Origin of the sequence: Marivirga tractuosa, from assembly GCF_042140215.1 — a bacterium.
In the GTDB taxonomy this organism is placed as follows: Bacteria; Bacteroidota; Bacteroidia; order Cytophagales; family Cyclobacteriaceae; genus Marivirga; species Marivirga tractuosa_A.
Genome location: NZ_CP159478.1, coordinates 1,767,020 through 1,786,648, shown reverse-complemented (window position 1 = coordinate 1,786,648; position 19,629 = coordinate 1,767,020). Strand labels below are relative to the sequence as shown.

General features: G+C 34.5%; 14 protein-coding genes. 3 read left to right on the top strand and 11 right to left on the bottom strand.

All coding sequences use genetic code 11. The annotated features are described in order from the left end of the window. Positions 1-31 precede the first annotated feature (31 nt). From purD to ABWH96_RS08180, 3 genes are all read left to right on the top strand, one after another. A complete protein-coding gene (gene purD / locus ABWH96_RS08190) occupies positions 32-1,321 on the top strand; it encodes a phosphoribosylamine--glycine ligase (RefSeq protein ID WP_375580979.1) in 1,290 nt (429 codons plus the stop codon). A 124-nt stretch (positions 1,322-1,445) separates the two neighbouring features. Beyond that, positions 1,446-2,690, top strand: coding sequence for a stage 0 sporulation family protein (locus ABWH96_RS08185; protein WP_375580978.1), 1,245 nt, complete (start codon positions 1,446-1,448; stop codon positions 2,688-2,690). Beyond that, a complete protein-coding gene (locus tag ABWH96_RS08180) occupies positions 2,690-3,157 on the top strand; it encodes a gliding motility lipoprotein GldH (protein ID WP_375580977.1) in 468 nt (155 codons plus the stop codon). The genes ABWH96_RS08185 and ABWH96_RS08180 overlap by 1 nt, the downstream gene beginning before the upstream one ends. Positions 3,158-3,177: 20 nt before the next feature. On the opposite strand, the gene ABWH96_RS08175 is transcribed toward ABWH96_RS08180, so the two are convergent. The 11 genes from ABWH96_RS08175 to sprA (ABWH96_RS08125) form a co-directional block, all read right to left on the bottom strand. Then, positions 3,178-3,501, bottom strand: a complete 324-nt coding sequence (locus ABWH96_RS08175) for a hypothetical protein (RefSeq protein ID WP_375580976.1) — start codon at positions 3,499-3,501, stop codon at positions 3,178-3,180. Between the two features lie 119 nt (positions 3,502-3,620). Next, positions 3,621-4,793, bottom strand: a complete 1,173-nt coding sequence (locus ABWH96_RS08170; RefSeq protein ID WP_375580975.1) for a hypothetical protein — start codon at positions 4,791-4,793, stop codon at positions 3,621-3,623. 119 nt (positions 4,794-4,912) lie between these two features. After that, complete coding sequence (locus ABWH96_RS08165) at positions 4,913-7,594, bottom strand: toxin-antitoxin system YwqK family antitoxin (RefSeq protein WP_375580974.1); 2,682 nt, start codon at positions 7,592-7,594, stop codon at positions 4,913-4,915. Between the two features lie 185 nt (positions 7,595-7,779). Beyond that, positions 7,780-8,538, bottom strand: coding sequence for a carboxypeptidase-like regulatory domain-containing protein (locus ABWH96_RS08160; protein ID WP_375580973.1), 759 nt, complete (start codon positions 8,536-8,538; stop codon positions 7,780-7,782). 74 nt (positions 8,539-8,612) lie between these two features. Then, positions 8,613-9,392: a carboxypeptidase-like regulatory domain-containing protein gene (locus ABWH96_RS08155; RefSeq protein WP_375580972.1), complete on the bottom strand. Its 780-nt coding sequence runs from the start codon at positions 9,390-9,392 to the stop codon at positions 8,613-8,615. Between the two features lie 30 nt (positions 9,393-9,422). Beyond that, on the bottom strand, positions 9,423-10,751 hold the full coding sequence (rmuC, locus tag ABWH96_RS08150) for a DNA recombination protein RmuC (RefSeq protein WP_375580971.1): 1,329 nt from the start codon (positions 10,749-10,751) through the stop codon (positions 9,423-9,425). Between the two features lie 141 nt (positions 10,752-10,892). Further along, positions 10,893-11,573 (bottom strand): energy transducer TonB, encoded by a 681-nt coding sequence (locus ABWH96_RS08145; protein WP_375580970.1) that lies wholly within the window; start codon positions 11,571-11,573, stop codon positions 10,893-10,895. A gap of 84 nt (positions 11,574-11,657) precedes the next feature. Continuing rightward, entirely contained in the window at positions 11,658-12,029 is a 372-nt protein-coding gene (locus ABWH96_RS08140) for a VanZ family protein (protein WP_375580969.1), read from the bottom strand. Between the two features lie 2 nt (positions 12,030-12,031). After that, complete coding sequence (gene gcvH / locus ABWH96_RS08135) at positions 12,032-12,412, bottom strand: glycine cleavage system protein GcvH (protein ID WP_375580968.1); 381 nt, start codon at positions 12,410-12,412, stop codon at positions 12,032-12,034. Between the two features lie 74 nt (positions 12,413-12,486). Then, positions 12,487-15,600: a cell surface protein SprA gene (sprA, locus tag ABWH96_RS08130; RefSeq protein WP_375581471.1), complete on the bottom strand. Its 3,114-nt coding sequence runs from the start codon at positions 15,598-15,600 to the stop codon at positions 12,487-12,489. After that, positions 15,588-19,526 carry a cell surface protein SprA gene (sprA, locus tag ABWH96_RS08125; protein ID WP_375580967.1) on the bottom strand — a complete coding sequence of 1,313 codons (3,939 nt, stop codon included), beginning with the start codon at positions 19,524-19,526 and terminating at the stop codon, positions 15,588-15,590. Before sprA (ABWH96_RS08125) ends, sprA (ABWH96_RS08130) begins: the two co-directional genes overlap by 13 nt. Positions 19,527-19,629 lie beyond the last annotated feature (103 nt).

Below are 19,629 nucleotides of genomic sequence, written 5' to 3'. Positions count from 1 at the left end.
TTTGAAAATGAAATAAAATTGAACTAAATAAATGAACATATTAATAATAGGCTCAGGTGGAAGAGAGTACGTTTTTACAGAAAAAATAGCAGCAAGCAAGGAATGTGAAAAACTTTTTGTTGCTCCTGGGAATGCTGGGACTTCTAAAATTGCTGAAAACATCAATCTTTCACCAACTGACTTTAAAGGTATTGCTGATTTCAGCTTAAAAAATAATATTGAGATGATAGTGGTTGGGCCTGAAGCACCTCTTGTTGAAGGTATAAGAGATTATTTTGAAGCAGAAGAAAGTCTAAGGGAAATTCAAATCGTGGGTCCAGGCAAAGCTGGTGCTGAATTGGAAGGGAGTAAAGAGTTTGCTAAGAGCTTTATGCAAAGACATAATATTCCAACTGCAGCCTACTCAACATTCAATAAAGCTTCTTTAGCAGAAGGTCTAAATTACCTCCAAACCTTAAAACCACCTTATGTTTTAAAAGCAGATGGTTTAGCTGGGGGAAAAGGAGTGGTGATATGTGAGAATTTAAAAACTGCAGAACAAAGTCTGACAGAAATGCTAAAAGATGAAAAGTTTGGTGCTGCAAGTGAAAAAGTAGTCATAGAAGAATTTTTATCGGGCATTGAACTTTCAGTTTTTGTTTTAACAGATGGAGAAAATTATAAAGTTCTTCCTGCTGCTAAAGATTATAAAAGAATTGGTGAGGGTGATACAGGCTTAAATACTGGTGGGATGGGAGCTGTTTCCCCTGTGAAATTTGCTGATGCTACTTTCATGGAAAAGGTAGAATCCAAAATCATTAAACCTACAGTTGATGGCTTAAAGAAAGACAAAATAGACTATCAGGGTTTTATTTTTATTGGACTGATGAATGTTGGAGGCGAACCTTATGTTATTGAGTATAATGTAAGAATGGGAGATCCTGAGACACAAGTCGTTTTACCAAGGCTAAAAAGTGATTTGCTATCCATCTTTAAAAGCATGAAAACCAAAAGCCTAAAAAATGAAGAGTTTGTAATTAGTGACCAAACTGCTTCTACCATTGTATTGGTAGCTGGTGGCTATCCTGAAAGTTATGAAAAGGGCAAAGTTATCAAAGGCTTGGAAGATGTAGAGAATGCAAAAGTTTTTCATGCTGGAACTACACTAAAGGATAATGAAATTATTACAGCTGGTGGAAGAGTTTTAGCCATTACTGGAATGGGAGATAATTTGGAAGTAGCTTTAAAAAATGCCTATGCAGGCGCTAATAAAGTCTGCTGGGATGATATGTATTATAGAAAAGACATTGGTCAGGATTTATTGGCTTTAAGTGGTCAATAACCGACTTGTAATTGAGTAAAAATATCTTCGGATTAATATCCCTCTATTTTTCTTTTGAGGAATTGGTATTCATTTCGATCAAATGTAGAATGCTGTAAAGAAATACAGCTTAAATAAATATATTATGGGATGCTCATCATGCGGAACTAAAAATAAAGAAGGCACCACAACAGGTTGCCAGAATAACGGTGGATGTAGCACAGGAGGATGTAATAAAATGAATTCCTTCGACTGGCTATCCAATATGGATTTCCCTAATTATGACAATTTCGACATAGTTGAAATCAAATTTAAGGGTGGTAGAAAAGAGTTTTTTAGAAATATTCATAATCTGGATTTAGTTACTGGCGATGCAGTGGTAGTAGATGTGCCCAATGGACATCATATCGGATATATTTCAATGCAAGGCGAATTGGTTCGCTTACAAATGCAAAAGAAAAAGGTTAAAAACGATGACGAAATAAAAGCCGTCTACCGAATCGCTACTGATAAAGACCTTGAAAAATGGCATGAGGTTCAAAACAGAGAAATGCCGACCATGTATCGTGCACGTGAGGTAATTCAGGAGCTTAAATTAAAGATGAAGCTTTCTGATGTTGAGTTTCAAGCCGATAATTCAAAAGCAACTTTCTATTATTCAGCTGAAGAAAGAGTAGATTTCCGTGAGCTTATTAAAAAACTAGCAGGTGAATTTAAAATTAGGGTCGAAATGCGCCAAATTTCTCTTCGACAAGAAGCTGGTAGAATTGGTGGAATTGGAAGTTGCGGAAGAGAATTGTGCTGTAGTACTTGGCTTACAGATTTTAAAAGTGTTTCAACAAGTGCCGCTCGCTACCAAAATTTATCCTTAAACCCTAGTAAGCTTTCTGGCCAATGCGGCAGATTAAAATGTTGCTTAAATTATGAATTGGATACTTATATGGAAGCTTTAAGTGGCATTCCTCAGGTAGAAAAACCAATCCAAACTAAAAAGGGACTACTAACACTACAGAAAACGGATATTTTTCGTAAAATCATGTGGTTTAGCTATTCTGAGGATAATATTTGGCATCCTGTCAAAGTTGACCGTGTAGCTGAAATAATTACGCTGAATAAGCAAGGTGAAAAACCGGATACTTTAATGGAGGATGTACTCGAAATTGAAGATTCCGTTCAGATAAATAGTGATCTAATTAAATTAGACCGCAAATTTTCTAAGCCTAAAAAGAAGAAGAAAAAAGGCGGAAAGTATAATCCTAATAAAATAAAGACAGAAAAAGGATCTCATTCAGTCCAAAAAGAAAAGCCACAAGGCAATGTTAAAAGGCCTAAAAACAAAAAAAGATTTAACAAAAATAAAAACAACCCTAATAAAAATAAAAAAGATTGATGAGGGCTATTTACAGTTTTATAAGTTTGATATTTATATTTATCTCCTGCACAGAAGACCGATACTACGAACATAATTATGATTTTAAGGATAGAAAATGGAATATGCAAGAGACCGCAGCTTTCAATTTTGAAATAGATAGCATTGAGCTTCCTTATCAAATCAAATTGAATGTGAGAAATACTATTGATTATCCTTTCAGAAATCTTTATGTAAAATATCAATTAAAAGATTCTACCTATTTAATGGAAGATAAATTATTGAATCTTAAATTATTTGAAGCTAAATCTGGAAAACCATTTGGAGACCATCAAAGCGACATTTATTCTCATCAGTTAATACTTCAAGATTCTGTTTTTTTTCCTGAAAAAGGAAAGTATACCATAGAATTAAAGCAATATATGAGAGAAAAGGAAATAGAAGGAATCGTTTCTGCCGGAATTCGAATTGAGCAAATCAAAGAATAACAAACCCAACAGCTAAGAAATCAAGGTTTGGAAATCGTTTTTTTGAAAGGTAATTCACTAGTGTAAGCCTCCAGCACAATACTTTCCACATGCTCTGCTTCAAAAGTATAGGAAATTGTTTTTACCGGCTCGGATACATCTTGGTCGGCATAGATTTCCGCAAGTTCCATAGCAGTATAACGACCCGATTTTTGTAAGCCAGTAGTCTCAACTGCGATTAGTCTTGCTTCCACTTTATTGCCGTTTTTATCATAGAATTTGATGGAATGCATAGGGTGTGGTGAATAATACCTTATTCCATCATGCCGATAAGTGAGGGAAACCGTGCTATCACTTAAATCCATTTCAAATTTATCTTGACCTCTTCTTTCACTTTTTAGCGTAATCTTTTTCGTTTCGGTAGCTAAAAATACAGTCAGATCTAAGCTGTAGGATTCTACCTGTGGTTGAGATTCGAATGCGTCTACCCCGTAAGGCCTATAATAGAAGGTGAAAAGTACGATTCCTCTCCTCTATTAGTACTCAAAGACATCGTGTTATCTTCTTTCGTAACAATCTTCAGTAAGTCTGCTTTTACATATGCTCCTTTCAGAGGTTGTTTGTTATATATGTGAAAGCCCGAGCAAAACAACATCGGTCTGTTGAGTTCATCTTCAGTTAAAATGAGACTGTCCAGGTACTGTTCCACCCTTTGATTGAGCTCCTCCCTCGTTGGACTTTTGTAAGGTTCCGCATCAAATTCTGGAATACTTCCAATATCAGAATTTTTACGATTCACATTTATCACATTATATAATCTGGTGATATGCAACCTCTCATATTCTCTCAATACATCAGGAGCTTCAGTTCCTTTCATTTGTACTAATGAAAATATTTCACTTTCAGTTCCTAACTGCAAATATTGGTATGCAAGCTGCGGCATTCCCGTTTTCTTGTTTAATGTCATCCGTTGAGCTAGTATGACATCTTGCTTTTTATGCTTAGAGTGCCCTATACTGGTCAACTGAATTTCACGTCTATTGAAATTTTTAACTTCATATCGATTTGTGACTTTCATATACTCATTACCCTGTACGGAAACGGAATCCATTACTTCGTAGGAGCTACCTTTTCTTAAATCAATTTCACTTAAAAAGTCAGGTTTATTTTGCTGAAATCTTTGAATCAATGGTTGTATAATTCCTTTTTCCAGAAGTTCCTCTAAGTCTGCATCTTCGCTACCGTCAGCCATTGAAATACCATCCTCTGCAGATACCAAAAATTTTCTACCCAGAAAAGGGACCTTCTTATGGTCGTCCTTCAAAGAATCATATGTATCAAAATATATCGTTTTTGAAAACGATGAGGAAGAGTTTCGAATTAAAGAAGGCTTCACAAAGCCTTTCAAGCCTTCTACTTCCAGATAAAAATCCAAATCCGTATTAATAAAAGTGATCGTATAATCAACCTTCATCAACATTTGAACATAGCCTACGGGATAGTCTTCATTTTTACTGCTATTGATTAAAAGCTGCACTTCGTAACCATAAGGCTTATTTAATTCAGGATTAAGCCTTATTGATTCGTTTTTCGCTGTCACTGGAAATACTACTGAGCACAAGAATACTACTATTATTGGTATTAAATACTTAATCATAATCGTTCAATTTTGTAAGATTCAAGCTAAAAGGATGTTTTTGTCTTAAGCAGAGTAAAGTGTTCTTTTATCCTTTATAAGAAAAGCAGGCTGCAATTTAATCTTTTGCACAGCCAGTTCTAATTAAAAGTTGACCACCTATGTTTATAAAAAAAGGATAAATCTTTCAAATAACTATCAACCCATATATATCGGGAAATTACGTTAGATTCTTTCCAGTTTTTTTGCTCTGCAAGCTGAAAAACTTCCTCGCCATCCATATTATAGGCAATCAGTTTCCATGAGTAGGGATCTAAAGAAATTTTCAAATATTCAGTTTCACCAAATACCTCTGTTTCACGTTTATCGAAATCAGTAAAGTAAAAAGTACCTGACCAAGGCTCGCCATCTTTAATGATATTTTCGGATTTTCTCTTCTCCCTACCATGAAGCATTACTGAACCGTTCCTATTCTCGTCAAGCATTAAGGTTATACTGTCAGCACCATTCTCTTTATAAATCACTGTTTCATACTTTCCATCAACCATTTTGGTCTTTTCAAGCAATCTACCATCTAATTTGAAATTACAATAAACCAAGTTCCCTTTACTAATTTTGTACTCATTGTCATCAATATCTCTAGTATAAGGGATAGAATTTTTAAAAAGGCCATCATAAGGCTTTCCTTCCTTATAGCTATATTGTTCTTCAACATTGCCGTTTTCATCATAGCTGATGTATTTACCATGAAGCTGTCCATTTTTATAATGTTGAAAGATTCTCAACTCACCATTCGGGTAATATATTTTATCAACACCATTGCGTTGACCCTCTTTATAAACTGATTCTCTACCCACCACAGGCTGATACGGCTCCTTATCATAATATTTCATTTCTTTGACGATACCGTGAACCTCCCCTTCCTTAAAAGGTTTGATAATATATAAATCATAATCAGCATTATAACTAGGGTGTTCCACAATTACTCCAGAAAAAGGCTCTCCACCCCGAAATTCTGCTTCTGCTAGCTTACTGCCATCAGGAGCATAATATTTTGATTTTCCATTAGACTGAATGTCCGCCTCTAAAATTGTATAGGGTACTTTATCTTCATCATATCGTTTGTCAAATATTTTTTTGGTCAGCATCTCCCCCTCCTCATCGTATTTAGTGACTTCTCTTATTAGGTCACTTTCATAAAAAAACTTTACTTCTGTGCCAATTTCCTTTCTGTTAGAATAGCCTAGCTTTCCTATAACCTTTCCGTCTTTATCATAATAAGTTACAGCTTTTCTGCGATAGCCGTCATAAATAAAGTCCGACCTAAGGTCACCCGTGCTGTAATACCATTTTTCACGGGTTCTTCTTCCATCATCATAGAAAGTTTCCTTCTTGCTTATTCGCAAAGGGTATTTGTAGTGGAAATATTCGACCTTTTTAATTTCTTTTCCATGCTTATAGTGTTTTTCATAACGTAATTTAGCGTTAAACAGCTCCATTACAGTGCCCTCTATCGGCTTTTCAGATTCCAAAGATTCAAATGTGGCCTTAGCAATCACATCGCCTTCTTTGTTATAATAAGTTGCTATGGAATCTCTTTTATTCCTGAATTTTTCACCCGATTTGTAGAAATGAATTATTCCAGTCATCTCGCCCTTCTCGTAAATCTTATGCATCATTGAATTCTGGACGAAAGTGCCATGATATGGATCGTTATTTTTCCAGATCAGCTCATTGCTTTGTTTCCCCTCATCATTATAACGCTTTTCAACCCTATCGCCATTATCACCAAATTTTATTGACCGCTTCAAATTGCCATTTCTAGCATAAAATTTCTTTTCCACGTTTTCTCCATCTTCCTTTTTCACAATCTCTCTTACCGGCATATGACTACCCTCCTTATCATCATAAAAATCCACTTTAGTACCAGTTCCCCCACGCTTAAAATAGTCATATTCAATGTTGTAAGGGCCTGAAAACTCACCCAAGAGGGTACCATCCAATTTGTAATATTTAGCTGTAGCTGTTTCTCCTTCTATAATGACCTCCTCTCTTAACTCACCTGTGCGGTAATAATCTTTACGGCTCAGGACGTTCCCTTTTTTGTACTTTATGATGGCACCTACCTGCATCGGATCAGTATAATAATCCACAAAAGTACCGTTCTTTTTAAGCTTATCCTCTTCATCAGCATACATCTCAAATTCTTGATCTACACACTCATATTTGCCCAATAAATCGCCTTTTTCATCATAAAATTTGTAATTACGTAAAGTATCCTGATCATTATCTATTGTTAGCGTATAGCCAAAACGAATCCCCTCGGGATCATTTTCAAAAATATATAGTGATTCTAATGATCCTTGTCGGTAAGTTGGCATAAGGTAGGCACTTCTTGAGTGAGCATAGACCACAAATGTACCCTCATAAGGCTTATTATTTCGATATTCAGCAGTAGAAAATTTCTCACCTTCCCAATAAGAAATACATTTTTCCCTATTCCCTTTCTCGTAAAAAACTTTTTCGCTTATATCGCCATTTTCATAATACCAGATGGCCCATCCTTCAAGTATCTGTCCATCGGCTGAAGTAGAAAACCCCTCCATTTTTTTTTGCCCAGATATATAGAACTCTTCAACTCTATACCCACTATCTATTTTTATTGGCTTGAAACTATAATAAACAGCCTTTTCTCGGAGATTAGTGATATAACCAGAAGCATCGTACCATGTGGTATCACTTTGAGCGAGTAAAGACAGTTTTGTGGTTAAAAGTAGTATGAAAGTAAAGGCAAAAAGCCAGGTTGATTGTTTGAAACTCATTATTTTAATTAGATTGTTACAGCCATTAAATTTCAGGGAAAGAAATGGTGGTTCTTAATGCCGACAAAAGTATAAAATTTAGAATTTTAGTCCAATATATTATTTCACTTTATCTATTTTGGAAAGGAAATGGAGATCAAATAGATGATATTTTAATTATCGGCCTTAGAGTTGGGTAGACTTATTTATCCTTTTTGAGATTTAGATTTATAATAATCATACTCTTTCAAGATTCTGGTAGCAATTTCATATTCACTTGATCTTTTAACGAAAGCAGGATCAAGATCCAAATATTGAATAAAATCAGTTAAATCATCACCTTCTAAACCAGTTAATTCCTTTACGATTTCTGGACTGTATTTCTTATTATTAGCAATGACATTACCTTTATTAGCTACTGTTTGATAGTATTTCAATTTATTTTTATGGTTTTTACTAAGTTTCTTTACAATGAAGGATATGGGCTTATTGATTGCATAACCTACTGAATTAGTATAATTGGGATCATAGTTTTTAGGAACATTTCCTTTGGGTTTATTTGGCTTCATTCCAAAAGGTACAAAGCTATCATCTTCAACTTCCCCCATACTAATAATCTTTTTACGAAATTCAGCTTCATTTTCAGGCATATTACTCACCCTTACCTCATCCAATTGTATTATAGCAGGATTTAAAGTGATCTTCAGAAATTGTTCATTTTTAACTATGAACTGCTTAGTGTTAAAATTAATATTGGAAGCAACTAATGTATCACCTTTATTAGCGATCAAATCAAAATGTCCCTCAGCATCGGAAATAGCCATCTTATTAGCAGTTGTATTCACAATGTGAACGCCTTCTACGGCTAAGCCATCAGCACTAGATGTTATTTCACCACCAATACTTTGTGCTTGTACAAATAAAGTGAATGGAAATAGAAATATGATTAAGCAAACTATTCTCATATTGTAATCAAACGATTAAAATAGAATTGATATTATAAAGAATTACCTGTAAAGGTCAAAAAATCATTCAAAGTTCAATCCATTTCTAATTTTGAAAAATAATCTTTATACGAATCCAATACTTTTTTGGCTATCTCATAATCTGTTGCCTTAGTAATAAAGTCATTACTTAAATTCATAAAACTCATAAACCTCAATAATTTTTCACCTTTTAATCCCGTTAGATTGGAAACTATCTCTTTATTGAATTTTTTATTATTTAAAATTTGTTGATCCTTCGATGCTTTCAATTCATAATAACCTCTTTTTGCTTTATGCTTTTTACTATACTTTTTTGTAAAATACGACATTGGTATTGTCAGCGTTGGCCAGAATTGATCGTTTGCCCCAAATAAGACATTTGTTTCACGTTCATAAAGTTTAGGAATAGGATCTTTAGGCTTGCCTGGAGTAACACCAAATGGAATAAAAGAATCTATTTCAACTATCCCCATATCCACTATTTTACGCTTAAACTTATATTGATTTTCTGGAATATTAGTCACCTTTACTTCTTCTAATTCGATAATATCAGATTTTAAAGTGATAAATTGAAAATCAAAACTTTTAACTATTAGCTGTTTTGATTTCATACCAACATAGGAGATAATCAAGGTATCCCCTATTTCAGAATTAATTTTAAACTCACCATTCGCAGAGGTAAAAGTTAGCTTTTCCTTTGATATATTAGAAATATGGACACCTTCAATAGCCTTAAAATCCTTAGATGTATGAACAACTCCTTCTATGAGGCTTTGGCTACATATTAAATGTGTACCTGAAATGAAAAGTATTAATGTAAATACCGTACGCATTAAAAAACAAACGTACTGAACATATGAATATTACTCCGTGAACCTATCCAAAAGTCTTTTATCCATGTTTTTAGTAGTCTTAGCACCTAATTCTCTCAAGATTTCAGTCCTTCTGATAAGATTACCTTTTCCATCATAAAGCTTTTTCATAGCATCAGAATAACTGTTTTGTGTGGTCTTAAGATTATTGCCTACTTTTAATAAATCATCGGTGAAGTTGGTGAACTTATCGTATAAAGCACCTGCTTGCGTAGCGATTTCAATTGCATTTTTGTTTTGTAAATCCTGCTTCCAGATATAAGAAATGGTTCTTAATGTAGCCATTAAAGTGGTAGTGGATACCAATACTATGTTTTTATCCAATGCTTTTTCATAAAGGTTATGATCCTCTTTCAAGGCAATGGTTAATGCAGGTTCGTTAGCAATGAACATCAATACATAATCGGGTTGATTGATATCATATAGGTTTTGATAATTTTTATCTCCCAATGTTTTAATATGGGAATACATGCTATCTAAATGATTTTTAAGAAATCGTGCTTGTTTCACATCATCATCGGCATCAAAATAATTACTGTAAGCTGTTAAGGAAACCTTTGAATCCAAAACTAAATACTTATCATCTGGCATTTTAATGATATAATCAAGTCTTTGGTTATCGCCCTCCTCGTTCTTATAATTCTTCTCTTTCTCATAATGAACTCCTTTTTGCAAACCTACTTTTTCCAAAATTGCTTCCAACTGCATTTCTCCCCAATTTCCTTGAGATTTGGAATCTCCTTTTAAAGCTCTGGTTAAATTTTCAGCTTCTTTAGTGATTTGCAAATTCAATTCTTTTAAGGAAGTAATTTGTTCTTTTAAAGCACTGTTCCAAATTAAATTCTCCTTATTACTTTTTTCTACCTTTTCTTCAAATTTATCGATCTTCTCACGTAGTGGATTGAGTAATTCTCCAATATTGGTTTTATTCTGATCTGTAAATTTCTTGCTTTTTTCTTCGAAAATCTCTTGTGCTAAGTTTTTAAACTCGTTTTTAAATTGTTGCTGTAGTTCAGCTAATTCAGATTTATGCTCATCTAATTTTATCTTGAGATTTTTATAATCAGACTCAACAGTAGATAATTGTCTATTTAATTGAACATTCTTCTCTCTTTCTTGAGAATGAGCATTTCTCTCTTCTTTTAACTCATGCAACAAGTTGTCCTTCTGACTTTTTATTACGCTTAGTTCAGTTAAAACCTGTTGCTTCTCCTCTTTTAAATTCTCTAATTCATCACCATTGCTGTTTTGTGATTTTAAAATGAAATAGGCAAGGACTACTCCAACCGCCAAACCAATTATTACTGCTAATATTTCCATGGTACTATGATAAAGATACTTTTATAATGAACAAAATTAAAGATTCAAAAGGAGAGATAACCTACAAATGATGAAAAGTATTAAAAAATGGACATAAAAAAAGCCGGGTAAACCGGCTTTTAAACTTGATAATAATATTTATTAATTCAGTACGAATCTGATAGGGATTACCCTTTGTGAACGTACTGCTCTACCTCTTTGCTTACCAGGAGTCCATCTTGGAGAATTCTTTACTACCTCTACCGCAACTTCATCACAACCTCCACCAATACCTTTCACAGCTTGTACGTCAGTTAAAGAACCATCTTTCTCAATTACGAACTGTACATAAACAACACCTTCTATTCCCATTCTTTGTGCTTGACGTGGGTATTTGTCAGATAATTCATTAGCTACATAGTCGTAAAAAGCTTGAATACCACCTTGAGGTTCTGCTTGTTGCTCCACTATAGAGAAAACCTTGTCAACTTCTTCTTCTTCTCCTTCTTCCTCAAATACCAAATCTTCAATGGCATCATCTTGATTCATGTCCATGTCAAGGTCAAGTTCAATTTCTTCCTCTATCTCCTCTTCATCAGGAATCTCAATGATTTCTGGTAGCTTTACTTTCGGTGGTGGTGGGGGTGGCTGCTCCGTTGGCGGAATTTCCATTATCTCCTCCATGTCATCACTGACTTCACCTAAATCCATTGCTGAACCATCATCATAAAATTTGTACTCAAAAGCAAAAAACACCAAGGATATAGATATAACCAATCCTATGTTCAAAAAAAGCGTTGACTTTTTATTAATGTCTGCTTTCGGATTCTTTTTAAGTTCCATAATTAAACATCGTTTAGATAGTAAAACTATTATTTAATGATTTAAATTCAAATTATCGTAACAATCTTTTTTAATAATTCGAAATTAAATCTTATAAATCACATAAAATACAAACCATCCTGCAAAAACTCCTATAGTATTAGCAAGAATATCTAAAGGTTCTAGACCTCTTTCTGGAATAAAGGTTTGTCCTATTTCTATGATTAAACCATATAGTAAACTAATGCCAATGGCTAAAGGCACAGCATAATAACGAAAAAACATAAAGGTATATTGTTTAGAGAATCCTAAAATTAAGAGGAAGGACAGCACCGCAAAAACAAAAAAATGAGCAATTTTATCAAAACTCAAAAATTCCCAAACATTTGTAATCGGCATTGATTCCCCTGGCGTTAGGCCCAATAATAGAATGAGCAAAAACCAAATAATCCCAAACAGATTATACCTGAGAAACATATTTATTCTCCAATCAATTCTTTGTAATCCTGGGCAGACAATAATTTATCGACTGATGAAGGATCAGAAAGTTTTAATTTAATCATCCATCCTTTTTCGTAAGGATCATCATTCACTGATTCTGGAGAATCTTCTAAAGACTCATTAAACTCTAAAACTGTTCCTCCTACTGGCATAAATAGATCTGAAACAGTCTTCACAGCCTCTACTGTTCCAAATACTTCACCTTCTTCTATTTCTTCATCAACAGTTTCAACTTCTACGTAGACGATATCACCTAGCTCGCGTTGAGCAAAATCTGTTATACCTATGTAAGCTTCATCACCTTCTACTCTCACCCATTCGTGATCTTTGGTGTATTTTAAATTGTCAGGAATATTCATTCTTAATTAATTTTAAATTGGCTATTGATTTATATTTCCCCAAAATTACACTCTTTTTTCGGATGCAAAAACAATTATTGCAATCCGAAGCGAACTTGTACACCAAAGGAGGTATTTGTGGTTGGAAATGAGTTTTGAACCCTTGGTTCATTAAAATTTCTTTGAAAATAAAAATTAAGGTTCAGTCTTTCATTCACAGTGTAGTTAACTGTTGGCCTAAGCTGAAAATTAATGGTTCCATCTACTAACACATTTCTTCCGTCATCTAGGGTTCTTTGGACTACCTCAGTATCTCTTACCGTTACGCTCAACTGCATCGTTAAATCATTATCCAAGGAGATTGTCCTTCCCTTGACTTTGAACGGAAGCGTGAAATTCGGATCTGTAAAACCTATATCAATCACTAAATCATTGCTTTTTTGATCCGTTATTTGAGATGTTTCAGTACTTAATGCCACATTTCTTTCTTTCTTATATTCAAATTTAGCGGTTAATCTGCCCGAACTTCTCAAACTAACCCCTATTAATGGTGAAAAACGTTCAGAAATTAAAACTTGACCTATTGTATATACTGGCAAATAAAAGCCACTATCAGACACAGCCGTTGGCAGCGGATAATTTTCAATATTATTGCTTAAGTTAAGTTCACTCTCAGCACCATAGAAAGCATTATTTATATAGTTATTGATAGTTAATGTAGAAACATAAGCATGGCTTAAGCTTACACTTGGAAACACCTCTTTTACAGCTTTAATATTAGACAATCCTTTATAATCAACTCTCCAATTAGGGAGTGGCAACTTTGGAAAAGGGTTGGTGTTTATTTCATTAGGAGAAGTTCCGCTATAAGCTGCTAAAAAGGAAGGGATCAAAATATCTTGATGATTCAATTGATATTCACCTCCATTTGGATTCAAATCTGTAATCCTTTGCCTAAGCACTTCCCTGTTTTGCCTTACTTCTTCAAATAAGGGAGAATTATTCTCATCAGTAGGTACAAAAGCAGTATTAATCATATTATAACTCATGATATAATTCCCACTTCGGGTTGGGGTTAGGTTTACAAAGGCATCCTCTTGATCACTAAACCTGAATAATTCACTATAATTTTCATTTATAGTCCTATTAACATCTAATTGGATACTTAAATCTTTTGCAGGCTCAAGGGTTGCTTTCAAATCCAATGTTTTAACTATTGACTGCGTATAAAAATTTGATTGAGAAGTTGATTTTGCGAGCCAATCATTTTCCGCTGCTCTGTAGCGAATGTTAGGATCCTGACTTCCAAAAATGAAAGGAAGGCCTGGAGCCGTTAAAGAAGAGTCTAAACCAAAAAGATAAGCTCTGTTTCTAAATCCAGGCAAGAGAGTCCCTCCTCTTTCTGAATAACTTCCCGTTACATTCTTTACTGACATTAGCAATTTAAGTAATCCCTTTACTATCGGTGCTCCGGGTTGGGTCCATGTGGTATCTTGTTCATTTGCTCTTAACCTTGGAGGATTATTAATACTATTCAATATTTTGAGTTTATTGTAAAGTTTGTTCATATCCAGGCGAGAATTTAATCCCCACTCACTACTATTCTGAATTAAATGACCTAAAGTATCGATCTGATTTAAAGAACCTGATGTCCAATTGAAATCAACCTTATATCGAGCTTCAGCTGAAATCCAATCAGTAAAAGGTATCTTTCCTAAAGGGATTTGATATCCTGTCACTACACTTTGATCAAAATTCTTCATCCTACCTAGATTTTGAAGATTGGTCAGTATACTATCTCTTTTAGCCTCTGTATTTATTTCTCCAGCTTCTTCATCAATAATAGAAAATGCTCTGGCTGTATAATTTACATTAATATTTTCTGTTAGATTCCAATCTAAATTATAACTTCTATTTAACGTAAAAGCCTTTTGAAATTGTGGTTCTATTCCTTCTATACCCAATTGGTCATTTCTCAGTTGAGTTTTTACATAACTTCTGTCCAAATCTGCACGAACACCAAAAGTTGAGGGTAATGGATTGATATTAATGTCTTGTATTAATTTAAAATAAGGAGAATTTAAGAAATCTGCTTCTTTAAGTGGGGCTATACTTGCATTTGGAAAACCATAGTTATAACCAATTGCCCCCTTATAATTGCGAGTTTCAAATACGGCTGTTTGTAAATTACTTCGATTGATATCGCTATAGGCATATGTGAAGTCAAAATTTGAAATAGCAAAAGGTAAAACAAGTTTATCCGTCTCTTTCCGTTCTTTTCTAACGTTTGTGAAATTTATACTTCTCCTTACTTCCTGATCAATAACCAAATCTCTATAAGCTTCAGCTTCCTCTGCTGTTTCAAAGCTTTCAAGAGCAGCTGTCAATGGAATATCTGGGTCTCTGGGATCGAAAAAAGGTGTGGCTGTAAAAGTTTGATATCCTAAATACATTGGAATTTTCACCCCAGATTCATCACCAAAAAATTTACCTAAACTAATATTTGCAGAAACATCATAAGCTTCGGTAGTCTCTCTTGTTCTTTGAGCAATATTTTGTTCAATACCCCCAAAGCCCACAGTTGAATAGTTTGTACCCACGGTAACATTGGCAAAATCAGCTAACTTGGCATTTAAAGTAGCATTTGCAGCCCAACCTTTTGTTTGGTCAAAATCTGTAACCCTCATTTCGTTGGCCCAAATGCAGACATCTTTAGGCAGAGTACTTCCACCATCAGGATTTCGAATACCAATCATCATAGTCTGAGCTGAACTCATATCAGGCCTACCTCTAACTGTAAGAGTATATTTTCCAAATTGATCAGAATATGGCAATAAAATATTTTGATTCCCTAATTCTCGATTTCTTTTTGCTTTTAACTCGTAAAGTTTATTAATATCTAAATCAATTTCGTTTTCTAATGGCCAAATATCTCTTGCTGTTGTGGTTTGATATGGGGTGATTTTTAAAGGGATTTCAATTTCGTAGTAATTATCATCAAAATCAGTACCTATTCTTACGAAAGCCGTAACATCATCATCTTCAACATTTGCTCCCTGCGCATGTAAAAACATTTTTAATGTGTTATAATTTACTAGGTCAAAATTCACATTTTTAAAAGCGGCAACAGCTTTACCTTCTTCCAAATCATCAACACACAATTGAATAGATTTTTCATTTTGTCTTACCGGGTTTGCTACCGAAGCAATATCCTGATCTCGAGTAATTCCTGGCGGTAAAACATAAGGAACTTTCCCCGGCCACTTTCTGAGTTCGCTTCAATGCTAACGGCTGAAATCACCAAATTTGAAGGTTTCTGCTCTGGTGTTTCAATTATACCCGTTCTTGCTAATGAGCCATTGTATTTACGCCATTGTGAACCTACCAGACGGAAATCCGCCATTCTCAATACCACAGGTTGTTCAAAATCTGTAAGTATAGTCCTTACATAACGGATGGTTTTAAAGCCTTGAACCTCACCCTGAGTTCTAGTAGGATTTCTTACTGGGATTCTAAATAAATACCATTTTACATTTTCATCATCACTTGAAGCAGTCACTTCATCCACTATATAGGGGTTGTTGGCTACATTCAAATCACTTTTCGTTAATGGCACTTCATATTCATAATACTCTTCTAAAGTAGATACTGTTTTATCATTATTTAAATCTTCAGAATCAGGATATCTACTACCAGATGGATTAAATCTTTCCCCACCATTCCCTGCTGGTGTATTACCCTCCATATTGCTGAAGTTTTTATAGCGCTCTACAATAGGAGCTTCTCGTTCATCAAATTCATCACCCATAAAATATCTGAAATTATCTGCCGCTACATCATTCAGAATTCTGTCTTTTGCCTCTTGAGAAATATTCGCATTTGAATTAATCTCATTAACAAAATCGCTGTAAAACTCGCCTTCCAAATCATTTCGGACACCATCCAGTCCAACATCTTGATTTGCCCTAGCTTCAGGGTCGGTAGAAAATACATCAGTGATCGGTGAATTAGAAGGCACCCTACCTTGATCTGTAATATCAACTTCTGATAAATTATCATAATTAGCAGGAAGGCCGTTCTCATAAGCTAATTTATTGTCTGGTAAAACATCCTCAGAAACACTACCCAAATTAAAAAAAAGCTTTCCTCCGGTGGTATTATTAGTAGCATCTTCAGAACCATCATCTACTATTCCCCTTTCGGTTTCTATAAAAGGATCTAACAACCAAAATTCTATATATTCAATATTATTTTTATCAAAATCGACTTCAGAAGTTATAGCTCTGGTTACCCCAGCCCAGTTTTGTTTTGGGTTTTTCAAAAGGCCATCTGTTGTTAGATCGCTGTTGAAATTGTACATCCCTCTTTCTTCAGGGAAATAAGCCATATCAAAAGTTTGTTGAAGATTGATGCCGATATTTCTATCTCGATTTTTATAAATTTCTTGAATTGCAATACTTCTGGCATAGTGATTTTCTTTTGCTGATTCCGAAATTTCAGGAAGATCCTGACCAGTTGTATTATAAATTATATTGTCAATATTATACCATGCTAACTTAGCTCGTTTTTTATTTTCACCGTATTTACCCTGCCCCATAAACCGGTTATCTTCTGTTTCAGGTGTTGCTGCCATATTCCAACTCACATAATCACTACCCAAATTATTGACCGTTACGGATTGTTCAAAATCATCCAAATAGGCAGTACCTTCCCCATCCACTTGACTACTTGTACCTGGTATCAGCTGTGCAAATTCACCTCTAAAAGTTAGCGTAGAAGGAGCTTTGGTATCAATAAATGGAAGAAAATCCACCATTTTGGTTAAGAATGGAACTTCATCACTATAATTTAGATCTAAACCCCATTTGGTATTGCTTGAGGGTTCAGAACCAATTGTGTATCGAGAAACTCCCAAAGGACGTTGAGTATGCCGAAGCACAGTAGCCCCAACATTGATTTTATCACTCACCACATAATCAAATCTAGTCCCAACCAATGTTTTTGATTGAAAATTGAACATATCCTCCGTTTCAAAATCAATATCTAAATCTCTACCAGAGCTCAAAATTCCCTCATTGAGAATGATCACTCTTCCCAAATTATAATCAACTCGGTAATCAATTCCCTCTTGAAGGGGTGTACCTCCAGCACTAACTCGAACTGAATTTTCTGCTATATTCAGGCCAGGCAGTGCAATTTCTGTGGATGAACCACTTTCATATTGCCCTTTAATAAAGAATTTATCCTTTGAGGTAAGTTGTTGTGCATCGTTTTTGGTTGACTCATAAAGTGTATTGAAAACATATTTACTTTTAAAAGTTTGTTCATCAGCCCTAAATTGTTGGTCTAAACTACTTCCAAATGGCTCTAAAACTGGAAAAATAATCTTACCCTCTTGTTGGTTGATTGTCAAACCATTTATATAATCAAAATTCCCGTCAGGTTGTGGATCGTTATTTTGATTTAAACTATCCAGATTAAAAATTCTTAACAATGGGATATCACGCAATGAACTTTCATGCAAACTAGGGTTGTCCTGACCTGTTCTATCATCTCTATAAATAACCCTTAATTGAAATCCCTCTTGGCTAATTTGATTTCCTTGAAGATTATATATGTTTTTCATCATCAAATCCCAGGAAGGAACATCCACATTAATTTTGGAAGGTCTTAACAGCTTTAACAAGACGACCTCATCATCGGATCTACTCCCATAATTTTCAGCCATCTCCCCAACTTGAAATCGCTGACCATTATAAGTATACTCATAGGCCACTGCTAACATTTCATCATTTTGCAATTGCCTTCTTAAGGAAATATAGCCCAACTCCTTGTTGAAATTATATTCAGTAGCATCCAATTTCCTAGCTACATTAATGACTTCATAATCAACAGTTCTGGATAAAGAAGGGCTTGAAGATTCAAGGGAACTAAGAAAATTATCGTAATCCTTATTGTAATTATTGATTTCGCCCCATAGACTATTGGCATCATTATCCGTAGGGCTATTAGCTGATGTGCTTGATTGCAAAAATTGACTTTGGTTGATATTATTTGGATTAGCTTCACCTAAATCCATAAAAGCAGCGATTGATCTTAAATTTTGCGTGTTTTGAGTTCTATTTAGAATATATACCTCCACTCTTCTTATATCCAAACTAGAATTAACCCTGGGGAGCCCACTTAGCCACCTCTCATAATTGTTCCTAAAGAAATGACCTAAAAAGAAGTGTCTATTTTCATCATAATCGGAAGACCTTACTTGAAATTCTTGCCTTTGGGATCCTCCCTCCACTTTCACACTTTCTGCTTTTCCTCTTTGAGTTGAGGCAACACTTGTAACAAATAAATGACCAAATTGCATCTGAGTCTTTACCCCAAAAAGGTTTTGTGCACCAGACATCAATGAATTATTAACAGGCATACTCACATTTCCAATTTCAATCTTTTTTAAGATCTCCTCTTCATAGCCTGTGTATTCAACTTTTAAATCATTTTGAAAATCGAATGAATTATTATTAGCAAAATTAGCTGTCACCGCTAATTTCTCGCCCACTTTACCTACAGCATTCATATTGATTTGCTGATCAAATTCAAAGCTGGAGTAACGTTGCTGCTGAGCTGGCAAATTAGGATTTTCATTTTTAGTAAACCGCCCACCAAAATCTAAGGTGATAAATCCATTAGGAATTAATTCTACAAAACTCCCTCCAAAAAGTCGATCAAATACAGGACTTACATAAAGTGGCGGAATTAAAGAACGCCCACTAACTGCGCTTTCCCCATCCAATCCTAAAGACCGCTCCCTCCAATATTCTTTTAAGATTCTATCATTCTGATAATTTGAAAATTCTTCATAAGACATAGATGATGTTGGTCTAAAATCTATATCTCCAATGGTTTCGTAAATGGAATAATTAAAACCAGTATCAATTTCTACATCGAGATTTAAGGCTGCAGGATCTTCCAACAATAAGGGACTGTTCCCTAAATCATTTGAAAATGGATCACCATATCGGTCTTGCGCTTGGTAGGTAGGTCTTCTACTTGGTTGATAATTTTTTAAACTATCAGTTTTAGTACTATCTGTTTTAGTTTTAAGGGTGTCCTGATCTTGCTGGACTTCTTGAAACATTTCAAAAGCTATCCCGTTATTTTTTGAGAATAGTTGATTTTGTCCCCCAATAATTAGGGAAAAAATAAAAATTACCCACAAAAGAAGATGAAAGCTTCTACTT

Bases quoted from the DNA above. Each gene is read 5' to 3' on its own strand.
- purD (WP_375580979.1), top strand. From the start codon at position 32: ATGAACATATTAATAATAGGCTCAGGTGGAAGAGAGTACGTTTTTACA.
- ABWH96_RS08185 (WP_375580978.1), top strand. From the start codon at position 1,446: ATGGGATGCTCATCATGCGGAACTAAAAATAAAGAAGGCACCACAACA.
- ABWH96_RS08180 (WP_375580977.1), top strand. From the start codon at position 2,690: ATGAGGGCTATTTACAGTTTTATAAGTTTGATATTTATATTTATCTCC.
- ABWH96_RS08175 (WP_375580976.1), bottom strand. From the start codon at position 3,501: ATGGATTTAAGTGATAGCACGGTTTCCCTCACTTATCGGCATGATGGA.
- ABWH96_RS08170 (WP_375580975.1), bottom strand. From the start codon at position 4,793: ATGATTAAGTATTTAATACCAATAATAGTAGTATTCTTGTGCTCAGTA.
- ABWH96_RS08165 (WP_375580974.1), bottom strand. From the start codon at position 7,594: ATGAGTTTCAAACAATCAACCTGGCTTTTTGCCTTTACTTTCATACTA.
- ABWH96_RS08160 (WP_375580973.1), bottom strand. From the start codon at position 8,538: ATGAGAATAGTTTGCTTAATCATATTTCTATTTCCATTCACTTTATTT.
- ABWH96_RS08155 (WP_375580972.1), bottom strand. From the start codon at position 9,392: ATGCGTACGGTATTTACATTAATACTTTTCATTTCAGGTACACATTTA.
- rmuC (WP_375580971.1), bottom strand. From the start codon at position 10,751: ATGGAAATATTAGCAGTAATAATTGGTTTGGCGGTTGGAGTAGTCCTT.
- ABWH96_RS08145 (WP_375580970.1), bottom strand. From the start codon at position 11,573: ATGGAACTTAAAAAGAATCCGAAAGCAGACATTAATAAAAAGTCAACG.
- ABWH96_RS08140 (WP_375580969.1), bottom strand. From the start codon at position 12,029: ATGTTTCTCAGGTATAATCTGTTTGGGATTATTTGGTTTTTGCTCATT.
- gcvH (WP_375580968.1), bottom strand. From the start codon at position 12,412: ATGAATATTCCTGACAATTTAAAATACACCAAAGATCACGAATGGGTG.
- sprA (WP_375580967.1), bottom strand. From the start codon at position 19,526: ATGTTTCAAGAAGTCCAGCAAGATCAGGACACCCTTAAAACTAAAACA.